At 60.1% G+C, this 17,398-nt stretch carries 16 protein-coding genes and 1 pseudogene; 8 read left to right on the top strand and 9 right to left on the bottom strand.

Annotation, left to right across the window (positions count from 1 at the left end):
• Complete coding sequence (locus tag FCU66_RS16130; RefSeq protein ID WP_136616178.1) at positions 1–1,098, bottom strand: polyamine ABC transporter substrate-binding protein; 1,098 nt, start codon at positions 1,096–1,098, stop codon at positions 1–3.
• A 662-nt stretch (positions 1,099–1,760) separates the two neighbouring features.
• On the opposite strand from FCU66_RS16130, the gene FCU66_RS16135 reads away from it, so the two are divergent.
• Both FCU66_RS16135 and FCU66_RS16140 read left to right on the top strand, forming a co-directional pair.
• Positions 1,761–3,089, top strand: a complete 1,329-nt coding sequence (locus FCU66_RS16135; RefSeq protein ID WP_168991725.1) for an adenylate/guanylate cyclase domain-containing protein — start codon at positions 1,761–1,763, stop codon at positions 3,087–3,089.
• A gap of 410 nt (positions 3,090–3,499) precedes the next feature.
• Positions 3,500–5,404 carry an adenylate/guanylate cyclase domain-containing protein gene (locus FCU66_RS16140; RefSeq protein WP_136616180.1) on the top strand — a complete coding sequence of 635 codons (1,905 nt, stop codon included), beginning with the start codon at positions 3,500–3,502 and terminating at the stop codon, positions 5,402–5,404.
• 818 nt (positions 5,405–6,222) lie between these two features.
• Here the strand turns inward: FCU66_RS16140 and FCU66_RS16145 are convergent.
• Positions 6,223–6,447 (bottom strand): hypothetical protein, encoded by a 225-nt coding sequence (locus FCU66_RS16145; RefSeq protein ID WP_136616181.1) that lies wholly within the window; start codon positions 6,445–6,447, stop codon positions 6,223–6,225.
• A 505-nt stretch (positions 6,448–6,952) separates the two neighbouring features.
• Here FCU66_RS16145 and FCU66_RS16150 point away from each other — a divergent pair.
• A pseudogene (locus FCU66_RS16150) lies at positions 6,953–7,144 on the top strand (DJ-1/PfpI family protein); the annotation flags it as partial.
• 71 nt (positions 7,145–7,215) lie between these two features.
• Here the strand turns inward: FCU66_RS16150 and FCU66_RS16155 are convergent.
• A complete protein-coding gene (locus tag FCU66_RS16155; protein ID WP_342778170.1) occupies positions 7,216–7,560 on the bottom strand; it encodes a SapC family protein in 345 nt (114 codons plus the stop codon).
• 174 nt (positions 7,561–7,734) lie between these two features.
• Between FCU66_RS16155 and FCU66_RS16160 the strand changes: the two genes are divergently transcribed.
• The 4 genes from FCU66_RS16160 (at position 7,735) to FCU66_RS16175 (ending at position 12,081) form a co-directional block, all read left to right on the top strand.
• Positions 7,735–9,612, top strand: a complete 1,878-nt coding sequence (locus tag FCU66_RS16160; RefSeq protein WP_136616182.1) for an adenylate/guanylate cyclase domain-containing protein — start codon at positions 7,735–7,737, stop codon at positions 9,610–9,612.
• A gap of 137 nt (positions 9,613–9,749) precedes the next feature.
• Positions 9,750–11,081, top strand: a complete 1,332-nt coding sequence (locus FCU66_RS16165; RefSeq protein ID WP_136616199.1) for a gluzincin family metallopeptidase — start codon at positions 9,750–9,752, stop codon at positions 11,079–11,081.
• A gap of 26 nt (positions 11,082–11,107) precedes the next feature.
• A complete protein-coding gene (locus FCU66_RS16170) occupies positions 11,108–11,704 on the top strand; it encodes a hypothetical protein (RefSeq protein ID WP_136616183.1) in 597 nt (198 codons plus the stop codon).
• Between the two features lie 41 nt (positions 11,705–11,745).
• Complete coding sequence (locus tag FCU66_RS16175) at positions 11,746–12,081, top strand: hypothetical protein (RefSeq protein ID WP_136616184.1); 336 nt, start codon at positions 11,746–11,748, stop codon at positions 12,079–12,081.
• 187 nt (positions 12,082–12,268) lie between these two features.
• On the opposite strand, the gene FCU66_RS16180 is transcribed toward FCU66_RS16175, so the two are convergent.
• Entirely contained in the window at positions 12,269–13,057 is a 789-nt protein-coding gene (locus tag FCU66_RS16180; protein WP_136616185.1) for a SapC family protein, read from the bottom strand.
• A 271-nt stretch (positions 13,058–13,328) separates the two neighbouring features.
• On the opposite strand from FCU66_RS16180, the gene FCU66_RS16185 reads away from it, so the two are divergent.
• A complete protein-coding gene (locus FCU66_RS16185) occupies positions 13,329–13,598 on the top strand; it encodes a DUF6916 family protein (RefSeq protein WP_136616186.1) in 270 nt (89 codons plus the stop codon).
• A gap of 295 nt (positions 13,599–13,893) precedes the next feature.
• Here FCU66_RS16185 and FCU66_RS16190 read toward each other — a convergent pair whose 3' ends face one another.
• From FCU66_RS16190 to FCU66_RS16210, 5 genes are read right to left on the bottom strand one after another with little or no spacing between them, the layout of a single operon-like run.
• Entirely contained in the window at positions 13,894–14,430 is a 537-nt protein-coding gene (locus tag FCU66_RS16190; RefSeq protein ID WP_246093918.1) for a GNAT family N-acetyltransferase, read from the bottom strand.
• 11 nt (positions 14,431–14,441) lie between these two features.
• Positions 14,442–15,746: a PLL family lectin gene (locus tag FCU66_RS16195; protein ID WP_136616187.1), complete on the bottom strand. Its 1,305-nt coding sequence runs from the start codon at positions 15,744–15,746 to the stop codon at positions 14,442–14,444.
• A 29-nt stretch (positions 15,747–15,775) separates the two neighbouring features.
• Positions 15,776–16,300, bottom strand: a complete 525-nt coding sequence (locus tag FCU66_RS16200; protein WP_136616188.1) for a phage tail protein — start codon at positions 16,298–16,300, stop codon at positions 15,776–15,778.
• Positions 16,301–16,309: 9 nt separating this feature from the next.
• The gene (locus FCU66_RS16205; protein ID WP_136616189.1) at positions 16,310–16,813 is read right to left on the bottom strand and encodes a phage tail protein; all 504 of its coding nucleotides are present in this window, start codon (positions 16,811–16,813) and stop codon (positions 16,310–16,312) included.
• Between the two features lie 12 nt (positions 16,814–16,825).
• Positions 16,826–17,332: a phage tail protein gene (locus tag FCU66_RS16210; RefSeq protein WP_136616190.1), complete on the bottom strand. Its 507-nt coding sequence runs from the start codon at positions 17,330–17,332 to the stop codon at positions 16,826–16,828.
• Positions 17,333–17,398: the final 66 nt, after the last annotated feature.

Here is a 17,398-nt window from a genome sequence, read left to right on the forward strand (position 1 = left end):
TTACTGACCCGTGACGATCTTCGTCCAAGTGCGTGTGGCCAAGCGCTGTGTTTTCGTGTCGTACGGAAAGATCGTAAAGAGTTTGTTCAACGTTCCCTCGTCAGGATAGATAGACCGATCGTCGAGAATGCTCTTCTCAACGAATTGTTGCGAGGCCTTGTTGCCATTCGGATAGAATACATAATTCGTATTCTTGGCTGCGACGTCCGGCCTCATGAGATAGTTGATGAAGGCATCCGCTTCTTCGACGTGTGGCGCATCGGCGGGGATCGCCAGCTGATCAAACTGCATAACTGTGCCTTCCTTCGGGATTGTGTATGCGATCGTGACGCCATGAGAGGCCTGAGTCGCACGGCCGCGCGCCTGTAGAACGTCGCCCGACCAGCCGATCGCCAGACAGATGTCGCCGTCGGCCAGAGCGCTGATGTACTCCGATGACTCGATCTTGCGGAGGTCAGGGCGGATACGCATCCACGCCTCTTCGGCCTTGCCGAAGTCTTCGGGCAAGGTGCTCTCGGGATTCAATCCAAGATAATTCAGCGTGATTGGCAGCATCTCTGCCGGCGAATCGATCACGTAGACCCCGCAAGCGGCCAGCTTATTCAGCATTTCGGGATTGAAGAAGAAGCTCCAGCTGTCGAGCTTGTCGACGCCCAACGCATCCTGCACCTTCTTGGTGTTGTAGCCGAGGCCGACGGTGCCCCACATGTAGTTGACCGAATACTGGTTGCCCGGGTCGTACTTGGCGGTGCGTTGCTGGATGACGTCCCACATATTGGAGATGTTGGGCAGCTTCGACTTGTCGAGCTTCTGGAAGACGCCCGCCTGGATCTGGCGGGCGAGGAAACTCGCGCTCGGCACGACCACGTCGTAGCCGGAACCGCCGGCGAGCAGCTTGGTCTCTAGCATTTCGTTGGAGTCAAAGACGTCGTATACAACCTTTATGCCGGTCTCCTTGGTGAACTCGTCGATAACCGACGGCTCGAAATAGTCCGACCAGTTGTAAACGTTGACCACTTTGTCTGCGGCGTGCGCCGACACAGTCAGGACGGCGGCAAACAAAGGTGCGGCCGACCAGAAGAGGCTCTTGCCGATCATGATGCTCACCATAGTTCGGGCCTCAGCTGCGCCTGTGGCCACGTGAAAAAAGCAACATTAGCACATACTGAAAGGAGGGGAACGCGTCGTTCTCGGGCCAGCGGGTCCGACTCGCCGAGTATCACTGGCAGACTCTTGCCGGATTTAGCTCCGCAACGAGGACAGCGCACCGGGTGCCGGACCGATACACGGCGGCATAATAGCATCCGATGGACGGCTTGTCTTCGCGCCGCTCTGTTGTCTTCCCTGCGCGGTCGTACGCCGGGCCGCATTTTGGTGACGACGCCCAAACAAAGCCGGCATACTCCAACCAGAGTTAGGGTCTCGGCCTCGAATGCCCTGCCGAGCCTCGGTCCGGCACTGGTCCCGGGCCGTGCCGGGGAGCGCTGGGGGAGCCGAAGGGCGCTGGGCCGCTGTTTTGGCGTGGTGAGCCGGGGGACTGCTAGATCGAGGCTGGCCCGGGCAGAGGGTGGTCCGACCGGTGCGAGCAAACCTTAATTCTAATCGCGAGAAGCAGGAGCGGACGAAAATCAATGTAGCCGGGAGGGGAGGAGTCGCCCAGCTCGGATCCACTGGACCGTCGGTGGTGATGGTGTTCTTGAGTAGCTTGCTCAGGCGCATGCCACTATGCTCGGACTTCTATGGTCAGGCGGGGAACTCGTATGGCACGCCCGAACGTCATACTTATTGCGACGCTGCAATTATCGAAACTGCTCCGAACGATTTTTGCCAGACTTGCCGGCCCATTACAAAATATGATCGCGTTCGGAACTACCGGCAAAGATCCAGTATCCAGTCGCCACCTTAGGGCCCTCAACGTATTCGTCACGCTGGTAGTGCTAAGTACAATATTCGTGATAGGACAGTCTTTGTTTCGCCTTGGATTCGCTAAACATCACGCCTTGATTTTATGGGCGTCATTTATCCTGTTCATGTGGGCACTTACTCCGCTGTCAAATCGGTTTGGCGAAGTTGTAGCGACAACATATTTTGTTGGCGTATCTTGGATCGGTTTTGTTGTTCAAGGATACATCGCTGGCTCTTCGCTTGGTAGTCATTATTTCTTATTAGCGGCCCCCGCGGTATCGATTTCTCTCGGATCCAAGCGAATGTTGATCGCAATATTACTTTTGTTCTGGGCGCTTTTCGGATTCTATATAGTGGAATTCACGTTTCCAAGCTCCTCGTTCGAGCCTGTCCCAAGAGATTTTGCCGAACTAAATCTACAGTATTGTTTATTTGGCTCATCTATATTATTATTTTGGTCGATCTACTATGCTCTCTATGTAGGTGACCGCGCTGAAGCGGCGCTTGAGCGTGAATATGAGCGGTCAGAACACCTCTTGCTTAATCTCATGCCTGCATCGATTGCTGCAAGATTGAAAGAAAAACCGGAAGAAACTATCGCTGATCACTTCGACGAGGTAGCTATTCTTTTTGCCGACGTAGTCAATTTTACGCCTCGCGCTAGCAAGTTACCCGCGGTAGAGGTTGTGCGGTTCCTCAATCGAGTCTTTACCAGATTTGACCGCTTGGCAGCGATCCATTGCTTGGAGAAGATCAAAACGGTTGGAGACGCCTACATGGTGGCGGGTGGCATGCCTGACCGCCATCAAGGGTACGCTCGACGGGTAGCCGAGTTGGCACTCGACATGCTGGACGCGACCCGCGACCTCTCGGAAGAGATAGGAGAGGAAATAGCCATTCGGATAGGAATCCACATAGGGCCGGCAGTCGCAGGAGTGATCGGGACACAGAAGCTATTTTACGATGTATGGGGAGATACCGTGAATACCGCATCTCGGATGGAGTCACTTGGTAGTGCCGGCCGGATTCAGGTGACCGAGACAGCTATGCAGATTCTGGCTGACGAGTACGTGTTTGAGAGACGCGCCCGAGTTCATGTCAAGGGGAAGGGTGAGATGGAACTGTACTATTTGCTCGCCCGCAAAGCCGTGGGCGAGCGCGATCAGCCTATCCCCGGTCCTTGACAGCCAAAAAGACCCCGCGCGCCAGTGGGTGCCACGACCGACCGACGTCGAGCAAGTTTTTGGCCAACGAGACCGAACAAATCCGGCTAAATCGCGCGCGCATTAAACTACCCCACAGCGTAGGACCGCCGTTACCGGGACTGAGGGCGCGCCCAGGTCGGGAGGGCGTCCACCCGCCTGGGCGGCCGCTTCTACTGGTCAAAAGAGAAGCAGCCGGGCCCAACCGTAAGAGCGTCAATTCTGCGGACAAGGTGACCAAAGAAGGATGCCTAGGGCATCCAATTTGCGACATGCCTCACCTCGTTACTTTGGGCCAACAGCAGACATGCCGATTTGGCGGTGTGCTCGCCATGGCACCCCGATAGGTGTAGGGTTTCCAGCATACTGTGTTTTCCTGCAAGGGTACGATCGTGAAAGTCCCCGCGCTCGACCGGAAGCTGCTGGCGATCCTGGCGGCCGATATGGTCGGCTACTCAAAGGCGATGGAGGCCGATGAGGCCGGCACCATTGAGCGATTAAAATCCGTTCGTGCCGAGCTGTTCGACCCCGCCATCTCCCAGCACCATGGGCGCCTCATCAAGCTGATGGGCGATGGCGCGCTTGTCGCCTTCGACAGCGTGGTCGACGCAGTCGCCTGCGCAGCGGAAATCCAAAGCGCGGCGGCCGCGCGCAATGAAGGTCTGCCCGAGCCTGAGCGCATCGTGTTCCGCATCGGGGTCAATTTGGGCGACGTTGCGCTGGTTGACAACGATGTCTATGGCGATGGCGTCAATGTCGCGGCGCGATTGCAGCAACTAGCTGATGCTGGCGGCGTGATCGTGTCGGGCACAGCCTTTGACCATCTGCAAGGCAAGCTTGATTGGTCCCTCGATTTCGCTGGCGAGCAACAAGTAAAGAATATCAGTCGTCCGGTGCGGATGTACCGGCTAAGGCTCGATGGCAAGCGGCCGCGCTGGACCGTGCGTAAGGCGATGCCGCGCTGGGTTGGGACGGCGGCGGCCATCGTGCTATTTGCTCTGCTGGGCGGCGGCGGGACATGGTGGTTCTTTCATTCAGCTGCTCTGGGTTCCAAGCCGTCGGTCGCAGTGCTGCCCTTCAACAACTTTGGCGGCGACGACGCCACCGGGCGTCTGGCCGATGGCCTCACCGAGGACATCATCACCGATCTCGCGCAGTTCCCCGAACTCGACGTCGTGGCACGCAATTCGACGCAAGCGTACAAAGGCAAGTCGGTGGATGTCCGCCAGGTCGCGAGTGCGCTCGACGTCGGCTATGTGCTGGAAGGCTCGATCCAGCGCCAGGGCGGTCGGCTGCGGATCACCGCGCAGTTGATCGATGCAAAAACCGGCAACCATCTGTGGTCGGAGCGATGGGACCGGCCTGCTGAAGACGTGTTCGCCGTTCAAACCGAGATCGCCGAGCAGGTCACCAACCGTCTCGGCAACGGCGTGGGACTGATTCAGGGAGCGGGGCGGGCTGCAGCGAAGCGTAAACGGCCGGACAACTTGACTGTCTATGATTACTATCTGCTCGGAACTGAAAGGATTGAAAAGATTACCGTAGCGGATGAGGAGGAGGCCATTAGGCTGCTCAACCTCGCTGTCAAGCTGGACCCGGAGTTCGCCCGCGCCTGGGTGGAACTCTATCATGCTCATAACATATTGGCTGGCTTCGGTATCAATTCCGAGAGCGAGATCAAGGCGGCTGCCGATGTGGCCGAACGCGCGGTGCGGCTCGATCCGAGCGACGCCGAGGCGCACGCCGTTTTTGGCATGAGCCTCAAAGACAAGGGCGACAACGCCCGCGCCAAGGTCGAGCTGGACACGGCCCTCCGCCTCGCTCCCGGTTCGGCCGAAATCCTGACATTCTATTCCGGCTTTGCGTCAGGCTTCGACGAACCCGAACGCGGCGCTCAGTTGGTCGACCAAGTTATACGGCTCGACCCGAATTACCCGATGTGGGCAACTGGTTTCTACTCCACTGCCTATTTTATGGCTGGCCGCTATGAGGACGCCTTGAAGATGCTGGAACGCAAGACGCCCGATAACTACAGCAAATGGGAATGGGTGATGCGTAGCAGCTCCCGGGCGGCACTGGGTCGAATCGATGAGGCGAATGCTTCGGTTAGGGAAACTCTCAAGCACTACTCGGATTTGACCGTCGAGGGTATGGTCAATGAATTCAGCTTGAGCAAGACGGAGCGCGCTCGTTTCATCGAGACAATGCCGCTCGCCGGCTTCCCGCTTTGCGCCAAGCCCGAGGCGCTGGCAAATCTCGCCAAACCTGTGCGGCTGCCGGAATGCGAGGCGGGGTAGACGAATTCGCCTAGGGAGCCATAGAACAGCCCTGTGCAAGGTGCGCGGGCCGCTGATCGCCCGGTACCGGCGGGCGCTGTCGCGGAGGTTTGGTGCGATGACGCAAATGGTTGCGCCGGTGTGCAAAGCTCCAGCCAGCCGCCAAGCTCGCCCCGCTGTCTGCACGGGCCGGCAAGCCGACCGTCGGCAGCGGTGTGCAACTCGGAGTCTGTGGGCGGGGCCCTGCCTCATGGATCGGTGCCGCGCGGCGGCGCCGGACCGCTCCTCGGCGCGCAGAACCGACGATGTGCGTTGCCGTGACGATCAGGGTGAACGCATCCCAAGCCCGCCCTGGCCGAGCAAGGCGAAGCGCTGCCAGCTCGGTTATGGCCGACGGCCCTGCCCGCGCCTGTCTCCACGCTGTCCGACGACAGTGTTACCTTTGTTGGCCGGGGCAACCGCGCTCGGTGCGGCGCTATGCGGCGGTCGTTTTAGCACCCTGGCGCGTCGTTCGGGAGCTCCCCCGCTCAAAAAAGCTCCGGCACCGGTTTCTCCCCGGGTCCCCCTCGCGGCAATCGCGATGCGATGGAGGCCAGTCCGCCGATCCAACAAGGCCGAGGTCCCGACGGCCTAAGAAATGGCGCCGGCACGATTGCGGCTGAGCGCGAACAGCAGCCAAGGACCGTAGTCGCGCGGGGAGTAGGAGAATGGGAAACATACCGGACCGCCAGGACCGGATTTGGTTGAGCAGAGGGCCTGGGCGCCGAGCCGGAAGACGTGGTGCGCGGTACGCGATACTTGAGGCGCAGAGTTGCTGCGCCATGCGACACGGCAAGAGATCAGGAGGGATGAAGACCGGCCTTCAGCGAGCTGACGCGGTGCGCAGACGCCGGCCCGGGGCCGCGCATATAGTGGAGCTCTGGCCGGTAGCGCGGTGCAACGAATTCGCGAAAGGCTAGTGCCAACTGCGCTACCACGCCCTTTCCGCCCACCACCGATGTACCGGCCGCCTCCGCATCTTTCAGGAATGCTATGCGCGACCATATCCTCAGTTTCGCGGCCATCGAGGCGCTCCTTATGACCTTGTGACGCCCGGCGGACATGGCGGCAAAGTCCGCGACGCCGACGCCGATACGGTCTTCGCTAATAGACCGCTTGAACAAAAGACCGCATCGTTTTGGGTCGCGGTGAGAAATCCCCTTGAGGTCACGGACAACAACAGCGCTACCCCTACGGCCGTGGCCAAGAACACGACGGCAACGCCAAACAGCAGGTTACGCGACATCATTGTCCTAACCTCACACGCCGGTGTCGATGTGGAACAGCGTCTTTGCGCCCGGCATATCTGAAACAGCAGAAGCAAGAACCGTGCCACGTTTGGACTGGGGCGGATTTCGCGCCGGACTAATCCCTTTGGACGCGCGCCCTGCCGGCTAATGCATGTCGCCCAAAAGTGGCCCCGGTTTTGGGAGAACGACATGCATAAAAACAAAGATCTAAAGCTGCGTCGCCTGAATCCGTTCAAACGCGACGCGCTTTAGGCTCCGGCAGAAGCGCCAACGGCCGCCGGGCCGCCGGGTCACGTCGTACAAGTCGATCAAGACCGATATGATCAATGCAGGCGGTATCTGGGAAGACAGCAAGGTCGTCACCGACCAGGGGCTTGTCACCAGCCGTAACCCCGGCGACCTCGACGCTTTCTGCGACAAGCTCACCGAGGAAATCAGGGAAGGTCGGCACGACAGAAGGGCGGCTGCCTAGCCCATCTGTCAGTCGGAACGCATTGCATGAAAGGTTGCGCCGGGAAGCGTCGGCGCAACCTTTTCCATATTTCAGCCGCTCTTCACACCGTCCGATTTCCGCAGCGACGCCTGATGCACCAGCGAGGTCCAGCTGTTGGTCGAAGCGAGGTGGCAGTAGAGCAGGCCGAGCGCGCCGGATTTGCGCAGGTCCAGAAACGCCTCGTCGCTCAATTTGTTGAAGGCCGGCTCGTCGATCACCTGGAAATCGGTGAGGTTGAGCACCTCGCCGCCTTCCAGCGTCACCTTGCTCTGGCGCGGCGAAAACAGGCCGTGCGCGTCGACCTTCTCGACCATCTCGCGGGTGGCCCTGAAGTCGATCTGGAACTGGTTGCAGAAAGCGAGCGCCTGCCTGGTCGGCTCGGTGCCGATTCCTATTCACGTCGACCGCACGGCCGGATCGCTTAGGTTGCGACTAGTGCTGCGCCCACCTGGGTTGGCAACCGTATCGGGACCGTCGCGAGCGACCATTCCAGCGGCGTTGGCGCCGAGCAGGTAAATCAGCTAGAACTAAATCAGGCAGAACAATTGTCTGCGATTTCAGGAGACGACATGTCCGAGGAGCATGTTGAGCGGCGGCTGGCGGCGATCCTGGCCGCGGATGTGGTCGGCTATAGCCGTCTTATGGAGGTCGACGAAGAGCACACGCTCAATCTCCTTCGGCAGCATCGACGGGAGTTCTTCGATCCGACCGTCACCAAGCACGGTGGGCGCATCTTCAAGGTGATGGGTGACGGCTTCCTGGTCGAGTTCGGCAGCGTAATCAATGCGGCGCGCTGCGCGGTCGAGATCCAGCGCGGCATGTCCGAGCGGAATGCCGGCATCCCCGAGGACCGGCATTTCAAGTTTCGCATGGGCATCAACCTTGGCGACATCATCGTCGACGGTGATGATTTCCAAGGCGACGGCGTCAATCTTGCGGTGCGGCTGCAGGGCCTCGCGATACCCGGTGGCATCGCCTGCTCGGAAGCGGTGCGCCATGCGGTCGGCAACAGGCTGGGCGTCGACTTCGCCGATCAGGGCACCAGGACCGTCAAGAACATTGCCCAGCCGGTGCATGTCTATTTCGCCAACTGGGACCAGGGCGTCCCGCATGTCGAGACGCATGTTGCGGCCAGGAGCGTCCCGACGCTGGTGCGGTCCGACAAGCCGTCGGTGGCGATCCTGCCCTTCGCCAATCTGAGCAATGATCCCGACCAGCAGTATTTCAGCGATGGCATCACTGAAGATATCATAACCGACCTCTCGAACGTCTCCGGCCTGTTCGTGCTCAGCCGCAATACGGTCTTCGCCTTCAAAGGCAGGACCGAGAAGATGGAACGCATCGCCAGGGAGCTTGGCGTCGGCTACATTGGCGAGGGCAGCGTCCGCAAGGCGGGAAACCGGGTCAGGATCAATGCCGAGCTGATCGAGGGCGCCACGGACGGACACGTCTGGGCTGCCCGCTACGACCGCGACCTCACCGACATCTTCGCCGTGCAGGACGAAATCGCCAAGGCGGTCGTGGCGCAGCTCAGGGTCACACTCCTGCCCGAGGAGAGGAAAGCTATCGAGCAGGCGCCGACGGACAATGTGGAAGCCTATACGCATTATCTTCGAGGGCGCGATTACAGCCACATCGCGACCAGAGCCAATCACCTGATGGCCAGACAAAGTTATATCAGGGCCATCGAGCTCGATCCGGGATATGCCCGCGCCTATGCAGGCTTGGCGGTCTGCGACGTACGCCTTCAGTCGATCTACGGCTCACCGATCCAAGTGGACGACATTCTCGCGACCGCCGACAAGGCCCTGGCCCTGGGCGCGAATTTGGCCGAGGCGCATTCAGCCAGGGGCTTTGCCCTGTCCCTCGCCGACCGCCGTTCCGAGGCCGCGGCGGCGTTCGAACAGGCTCTTACGCTCGACCCCAATTGCCACGAGGCCAATCGCTACTATGCCGAGTTCTGCGTAACCGGCGGCCAGTTCGAGTTCGCCGCGACGTACTTCATGCGCGCGATGGAAATCAAGCCGGCCGACTACGGCGCACCGGTCATGCTGGTGAACGTCTTCCGCACTCTCGGCCAACAGAACGACGCGGAGCTTTATGCGCGGATCGCATTGGAGAGAGCTGAAGAGGAACTCCGTCTGCATCCGGAGAACGCCAATTGTGCCTGCCTGGGGGCTATCGTGCTGGCCTTCCTTGGTGAACGCGATAGGGCGGCGAAGTGGCTTGACCGGTCTCTGGCGATCGACCCTAGCGATATCAACGTCCAATACAACGCCGCTTGTACCTATGCGTTGCTGGGGGAGTTCGAACGCTCGATCGACCTTTTGGAAGCGTGGCTGCCGCAGGCTGGCGCCGAGATGAGACTCTGGTTCAAGAACGATTCCGATTTCGCCTCTGTTCGCAGTCATCCTCGCTACCAGAAGTTGCTCCAGCTGCTGCAGTAGCGATACGCATTGTTCTTGAGACAATTTTATTGCCGACAATCAAGAACCGGCCTTCAGGAAGATTTACCCGACAAACCAACGCCCTCGCCATCCCACGGATATTATGTTATGTTACTAATATAACCGAGAGGTGGGGAATGGGTACCCGGTTCAGGTTGTTCGTTCAGCCTCCGTTCGAAGACCCTGCGTCAAGCCCTGAGATCATTTCGGTTTCTTCCCCGCCAGGCAGCGTCGGACCTGGCCCGTCCGACGATCGTATGTATGTCGTCGAGCCGGTCGACAAGACGCGGCCCTATGGCGTCAACCACGGCCCGTTGGGCACGCCCTTCATCTCCCTGCCGCCCTGGACGCGAGCGATCCTCGATCCGGCCGTTCCCGACGAGGACGGCAATTTCGATCACTATCAGCCCTCGACGCCCGGCTTCGAAGCAGCGCACGCGTTCGGTTGCGTGCGCTTCACGCTCGACGTTTGGGAGCGTTACATCGGCCAGCCGCTCACCTGGCATTTCCGCGATCACTACGACCGTCTGGAAATCTCGATCCTGCCGGGTTGGGATAACGCCCAATACGGTTATGGCTTCCTCGAGCTCGGCAGCCAATTCCTGAAAGACGGACGCGCGCTCCCCTTCAGCCTCGACTTCGATATTATCGCGCACGAGGTTGGCCATGCATTCGTCTACAGCGTCCTCGGTATGCCGAAGCCGGGAGCTGAGCTCCCCGAATATCTGGGCTTTCAGGAGGCCTTTTCCGACTGCGTTTCGTTGATCGCGGCCATGCATTTTCCCTCCGTGATCGAAAATGTTCTGACGGAGACGCGCGGGAATCTCTACATCGCCAACCAACTCTCTCGCTTCTCGGAATTTTCGCCGCACCGCCAGATACGCGAGGCCAACAACAAACTGACGATGGCCGATTTTGCGGACGGCTGGACCGACGAGCATGCCCTGTCACAACCTCTCACGGGCGCCGTCTTCGACATTCTGGTCGATGTCTTCCACGAGAGCTTGGTGGCTCGAGGGCTGATCTCGCCGGAGGCCGAAAATCTTGCCGACCTCGCCGAGATCGACCCAGCTGCCGAGCTGCCGGTCCAGGAAGTCTTCGACCGCGATTTCGCTCGCAATCCAGAAGGTTTCGTCGACGCGCTGCTCGACGCGCGCGATATCGTGGGTACCTATCTCGCCGAGACGCTGTGGGCTCTCGCCCCGGATTTCCTGGACTACCGTGACGTGGCGAGAACGATGCTCGCGGTCGACGACAGTGTGACCGGAGGAGAACTATCAAGCATCATCTTCCGGGATTTCGACCGGAGAGGGATTTTTCGCTACCGTGCCGGGCCTCGCCTGACGAAGCCAACCCGAAAGAGCCATTTTCATGAGGGCCGAATCGCTCTTCCACGGGACCAGGCGCGTCTGCCGGACATGAGCTATTTCGAGAAATATTGGATGTCCAGAAGTGGCGCCGAGCTTTGATCGACATGCAGAAGATGGGGTGATCCATGACAACCGAAACCATTCTAAGTACCTCGGCCATACATTTGTTCGGTAGAGTTCTTGAAGATTTGAAGCTTAAGAAGAGGATCGATGGGGGACGGCCTCCAAGGCCTGGCAACAACAGATTCCTGCAGAACCAGATCGACGCCTCCGGTAGCCTGCTGGCAAGGATCTATGCGTTCACCTTCGAGGCGCAGTTCTACGAGCTGGCCCGACCGACCATACTTCTTGTCCATGGGCCTGGCACTGCCGTTGATTATCCAGCCCCGGGGGCCACCGATCTCAAGGTCATGAGCCGTGGTCCAAGCGACCCTGCCTATACCGGACTGTCATCGCAGATAGGCTCGTTTGCGCGCGGAATGCAGGTCTGGGTCTACGACAAGAGTGATCTGACAATGCGGCTGGAACTCGACACCGGAACGCTCGAAGATGTCCTGTTGAATGCAGAGCTGGACCCGCGTTCGTTTGGTCGATCGGGTGGAGCAATGGGCAGATCCGGCGGTGCGATGGGCCGATCCGGCGGCGCCATGGGCAGGTCTGGCGGTGCGATGGGACGGTCCGGTGGCGCCATGAACCGCGGGGGGCGCGGCGATTTGGACTAGCGTTTCCGATCGTTAATTGAGAATGCCGAAGGAGATGGATCATGGCAAAAGCAGAGATAGTACGTGTCGAAACACCTGAAGGGAATGCTGTAAGAGACAAAGATCCGGTCACGGTCGGTGTGACGGTGGCCCCAGGTTGGTTTGACGACCCAGAAGACTTGGTAATTAAATTTATTTACGCAGTCACTTTAGAGGGCACTGATTATCTATCGGTATACCATGACGAAATAACCGTCGAGTATTCAACAGAAATTAACTTCAAGGTTAAAGCAGAATATGGCGCTTCGCCCGGAGAATACTATGTTCAGATCAAGAAAAAGTCCTCAGGTGAAACGATTGCAAGTGATCCCGATGATGGGACTATCACTGTATCCTAAAGTTGGTCATTGCCAAACGAATACTCTGTGACTGATCGTAAGGTCACATCGGCAATCAGCGGCTCTGCCCTCACGCCGGCAAAATCTTGCCGGGTTCATGATGTTTTGTGGGTCGAGTGTCTGCTTGATCATGCGGTTTCCGCAGCTGCCTCCTCAAGTCTTTCACCTCATGCGGGCCAGCGAGAAGTCAGCCCGCCGGCAGCCCCGCCTTCCGCAACGATGCCTGGTGCACCAGCGAGGTCCAGCTGTTGGTCGAGGCGAGGTGGCAGTAGAGCATGCCGAGCGCGCCGGATTTGCGCAGGTCGAGGAACGCCTCGTCGCTCAGTTTGTTGAAGGCCGGCTCGTCGATCACCTGGAAATCGGTGAGGTTGAGCACTTCGCCGCCTTCCAGCGTCACCTTGCTCTGGCGCGGCGAAAACAGGCCGTGCGCCTCGATCTTCTCGATCATCGCGCGGGTGGCGTTGAAGTCGATCTGGAACTGGTTGCAGAAGGCGAGCGCCTGCCTGGTCGCTTCGGTCGGCTCGCTGCCGTTGAAGAACGGCGCGATCTTTTCGTCACGGAACGGCGCCAGCAACTGGTCGACGACGCGGTCGCTGGCCCGGTCGACGCACAGCGTCAGCCGGCCGGGCGCCTTCGGGTCTTCGGCCAGGATGAAGGGATAGCGGCGGACATAGGCGGGGATGTAGTGCGGCCCGGTCCATTTGCCGTCGGCGTCGACGAACAGGTTCTCATCCTGGCGCACGCCGGTGATGATCACCGGCGCCTTGGCCGCGCCGATGAAGACGATCGGGTAGGAGCGCATCGCCGCCGGCATTTCCGACGCCACCACCGGAATGGCGTGCGCCGAGCGGGCGAAGCCGAAATCGCTGCGGGCGGTCAGGCCAAGCGAGCCGTGCCGCGCCGGGTTGAGCGCTTCCGGCCTGGAATAGAACAGCGGCATCGCATCGCTTGCTGCTTCCGTCTTTGCATCCGCCATCGTCCGTCTCCCCGCAAGCCGATCCGGCCGCCAATGGTCCCGAAGCCGGGATCTGTTCTTGTTTGCGCTGATCTTGGATCGAAAGGAATCCCGCGCAGGAGCAAAGTACTACAGCGTCTCTTGCGCGCATAAAAGGACAGGCGGTGCTGTATTTTGGGTTTGCGGCGGCGAATTGTCTTGCGGGCATGGCCCGGCAACCTGCCCGCCTCTGGACAGCTTACGGCGAAGCGGCGACAGTGCCGCCGGCAGTGGACAAATTGAGGCTGATGGCATGGCGTCGGTATCGGATTTCGAACAGGGGCAGACCTTCACCATCGAAGCCGGGGGCCAGCAGATCCCGCTCGAGCTGAGCGCGGTCAACCCCATCGTCGCCAGCCCGCGCCCGGGCGGCGGCTTCTCGCTGCTATTCAGGGGCCCGCGCGAAATCGCGCTGCCGCAGGCGACCTATCTTTTCACCGGCAAGAGCGGCACCCACGAGATCTTCGTCGTGCCGGTCGCGGCCGATGCAACGGGGCGGCTTTACGAGGCGGTGTTCAATTAGCGCCCGGTTTTGGGCTGCATGCAGGCCTACCGCATTGTGACAGGGCCCAATGCGACAATCTTTGCCGTCGGCGCAGCCCCTCACTGTCCTGCCGGACATCTCTCCCCGTAAACGGGGCGAGAGTGGCTGGCCGCGACGCCGGCGCCTTTCTTGCTGCGCTGGAGATTGGCGAAATCGGCCGTGACAGCGTCCCTCGCCCCGTTTACGGGGAGAGGATGCCGGCAGGCAGGTGAGGGGCGGCGCAAACGATGACCGTTGAGAATGCCGCCATGGCGCAGCAAATTGGTTCCGACGATCATAGATCGTCATCCGCCCGCGGCGCACAGGCCATCAAATCGTAGACGCCCTTGTCCTCGAGAACCGCGAAGCCGAGCTCGACATAGAGCCGCCTCGCCGGATTGTGCTTCTCGACGTGGATCGAGGCCGATTTGCCGGCTAACCATGCCTCGTCGATGAGGTCGCGCAGCAGCGCCCTGCCATAGCCCTTGCGGCGATGTTCCGGCAGGAAAGCGATGTCGATGATGCGGTGTTGGCTCGGCCAACGCTCGACATAGAGCCGGCCAATGTCTTCGCTATCGCGTTCCACAACCAGCCAGTCGGCCTCGGGATAGTGTTTTCTGTAATGCGCGTGCTGCGCCTGGAACTGCATGTCGAGGAAGTCAGCCTTCTGCGCGTCGGTCCACGACGTCACGGCGAGTTCATCCATGCGCGTCGAGGCATAGAGCCGCGACAGGAAGGGCATATCGGCCGCTGTCGCCGCACGGAAGCCGAGCCCGGCCTTATCAGACCGGGCCCACACTGAACAGGGATGTGCCTGCTTTACTTCTGCCACGCTGCCTGACGTCAGACCGGCGGGGTCAGGTCGCGCACCACGATGGCCTGGTTGACGTTGCTGTCGGCAAGCGACACCCAGGAATACTCCCACTCGGTGCTGTCGATGTTCATCTGCGACAGCGTCCACAGCGAGTTGCTGTTGCCGGCGGCACCGCTCAACAGGCTGAACACGGCGAGGCGGCCGTCGGCATTGTAATCGAGCATCAGTCGCGTGTTGGAGCCGGAGGCGTTGAAATCGCGCCAGCCCGACCAGTTCTGCGTGGCAGCGTCGTACTGGGCGTTGAACGAGTGAACGTGCTGCTGGTCGGACGCGACAAGCATGATGTCGCCATTGCCCTCGATGCCGGAAGCCAGCGTATATTTGCCGACCCTGCTGTAGCCGGTGGTTGCCCAAGGCGTCCATGTGGCGGTTCCGGCAGGCTTCTGGCGCGTGTGCAGAACCTGGCCGCTCTTCGTCAAGGCGAACAGATTGGTGGCACCCAGCGGACCGACAACCGGCGCCATGACGGTGAACCCACCGGTGCCTGAAGTGTCGATCTGCACCCAGCCCGTCCAGTCGGCAACCTTCAGCGCCTGCGCCTTATTCTGCTGGCAGCGATAGAGATTGGCCGCCGAATTGATGCCGAACAGCGCAATGGTCCCATCGGCCTGGCGTATCGCCGAAATCGACACCAGCCCGCCGGGAATCTGCAGCCAGTCGCTCCACATCTTGGCAGGCGGAACGCGTTCCTCGACGGTGACGACGATCGGCGTGGAGGTGCCGGGCGGCGTGATCGTTTTCTGCACCTGCACCACCTGGTCAGGGTTCTGGTAGATCCACCAGATGCGCGCCTGGTTGTCGAGGACAAAGAGTTCGATGCGGCCATCGACATCGCGCGCCATCGAAAAACTGTAGTAGCTGGCGGCGCCGGCCGGCGCGCCGATGTTCATCGGCGCGGTCCATTTGTCGATCGGGCCGATCTGGTTGGCGTCTTCGGTGATGAAGAACAGATTGGGGCTGCCTGACAGCTGCGCGACGACGGCCACCCTTCCGTCCTTGGTGATGCCGGCCGTCATCTGCACATAGGTGCCGGGAGCGATGATCGACCAGGCCGCGGGCCACGGTCCGTTCGGCGCGGTCTGCGCCTTCTGGATCAGGCGCCCGGCCGACGAATCGATGGCCACCACCATCAGCCGCGACAGTTCGAAGAACGGCGCGCCGGCCGGCATGCTCTGGAAGACGGGCGCGGTCGGCGACGTGGCCGTGGCGCTCGCGGCCGTCTTCTTGGCTGCGCTGCCTGGCGCGGTCGACTCTGATGCTGCTTTCTTGGCCATTGTATCGATCCTGCGTGTTGGCTCGGAATTCAGGTTCTTGGCGGGAAGACGCCTTGCAGCGCGATGCAGAAGCTCAAGGTGATGTACGGCATCATGTTGTTGTGCGGCTGGCCGTTGCCGGCGGGAGCGATGGCCTGGTTCGACAAGGCCACCTGATTTGCGGCAGGCGTGTAGATATTTCCCTGAGATGTCTTGCCAATCGCAGTGTTGGTGGGGACGTTCGTATTGGCGGCGAAATTGCCTGGTACACTCAAGACAGAATGCGGATGCGACGGCATTTCACTCTCCAGCAGAGTAACCGTCTCCGAACCGCCAGGCTCGCCGAGATAGTGCTGTGAAAGACCGGGGCCCTGGCCGGGATGCATGGGCGCGTTGCCCTGCATATCCGGCAGGGCAAAGTTCGATTTGCCGTCGCCGCCATAGGTGGTGCCAAGCAGCGAAAACAAAGCGGTGTTCTGTGAAAGCGGCAGGATTTGCCCATCGCAGAACGCCCAGCCCTTGGGCGCGAAATTGAACGGGAAAATCCGGATTTCGGCGATGAACGGATCGGCCATGACGTCCTCTTAAGTCGGTGACGGGAAAATCCCGAAGAGCGAGATGATGAAATCCACGCACAAATAAGGCTGGAAATTGCTGTGCGGCTGATTTCCACCAACGCTGTTGATAAACTGCGGGGCCATCGGAACCGAAGGGACGGCGTTGATGAACATGTTGACCTGAGGCGACCTGCCGATCAGGCTGCTGCCCGGATTAGGCGAATTCGCCACATCGCTTGACGCGATGAAGAGGTGGCTGTGCGCCGGCATCTGGTTCACGTTCAGAGTGACTTCTTCGACGCCGCCGGTCTCGGACAGTGTGAAGCCATTGCCCTGATGAATTGGAAGGCGGCCGCGCAGATCGGGCAAGGCGAAAGTCGATTGCCCGTCGCCGCCATAGGTGGTGCCGATCAGGTTGAACAAGGTCTCGTTTTCCGAGATCGGTAGAAGTTGTCCGTCGCAGAACATCCAGCCGGCGGGCGCGAAATTGCCGGCAAACATGCGGATCTCACCAACATAAGGCTGTGCCACGGTGCGTCTCCGTCAGTTTTGCGAGGGGAAGAGGCCCTGCAGGGCAATGCAGAAGCTCAATGTCAAAAACGGCTGCATGTTGAGATGTGCCTGGCTGCCTCCGACAATAGTGACAGTGTCCGGCCGCAAATTGGTGAGATTTTGCGTCGGGCCATAGAGCAGGTTTGGCGCGGAATTGGCCACGAGATTGCCGCCCGGCACCTGGGCCGATCCCGCATTGTTGGACGCATTTGCTGGATGCGTATGGGTCGGCATCTCTGCGAGGGTGAGCGTATGCGCCTGTTCGCCGCCTCGCTCACCGAGGAAATGGCCGATACCGCCGGTGTGGTTCGGCACGCGACCGCGCATGTCGGGAAGAGCAAAGTTCGTCTGGCCGTCGCCGCCATAGGTGGTGCCGAGCAGCGCAAACAGCGCCTGGTTCTGGTTGATTGGCAGGAGCTGCCCGTTGCAAAGCGCCCAGCCTTTCGGCGCGAAGACGAACGACATGATCCTGATTTCCGAGAGAAAAGGCTCGGCCATCTACGCCCCCCAACGTCAATTTTGCTTGGAGTTGAAAGTATCCTTCCCCTAGGGAACTGTCCAGCG

This window comes from Mesorhizobium norvegicum, from assembly GCF_004919685.1.
Lineage (GTDB): Bacteria > Pseudomonadota > Alphaproteobacteria > Rhizobiales > Rhizobiaceae > Mesorhizobium > Mesorhizobium norvegicum.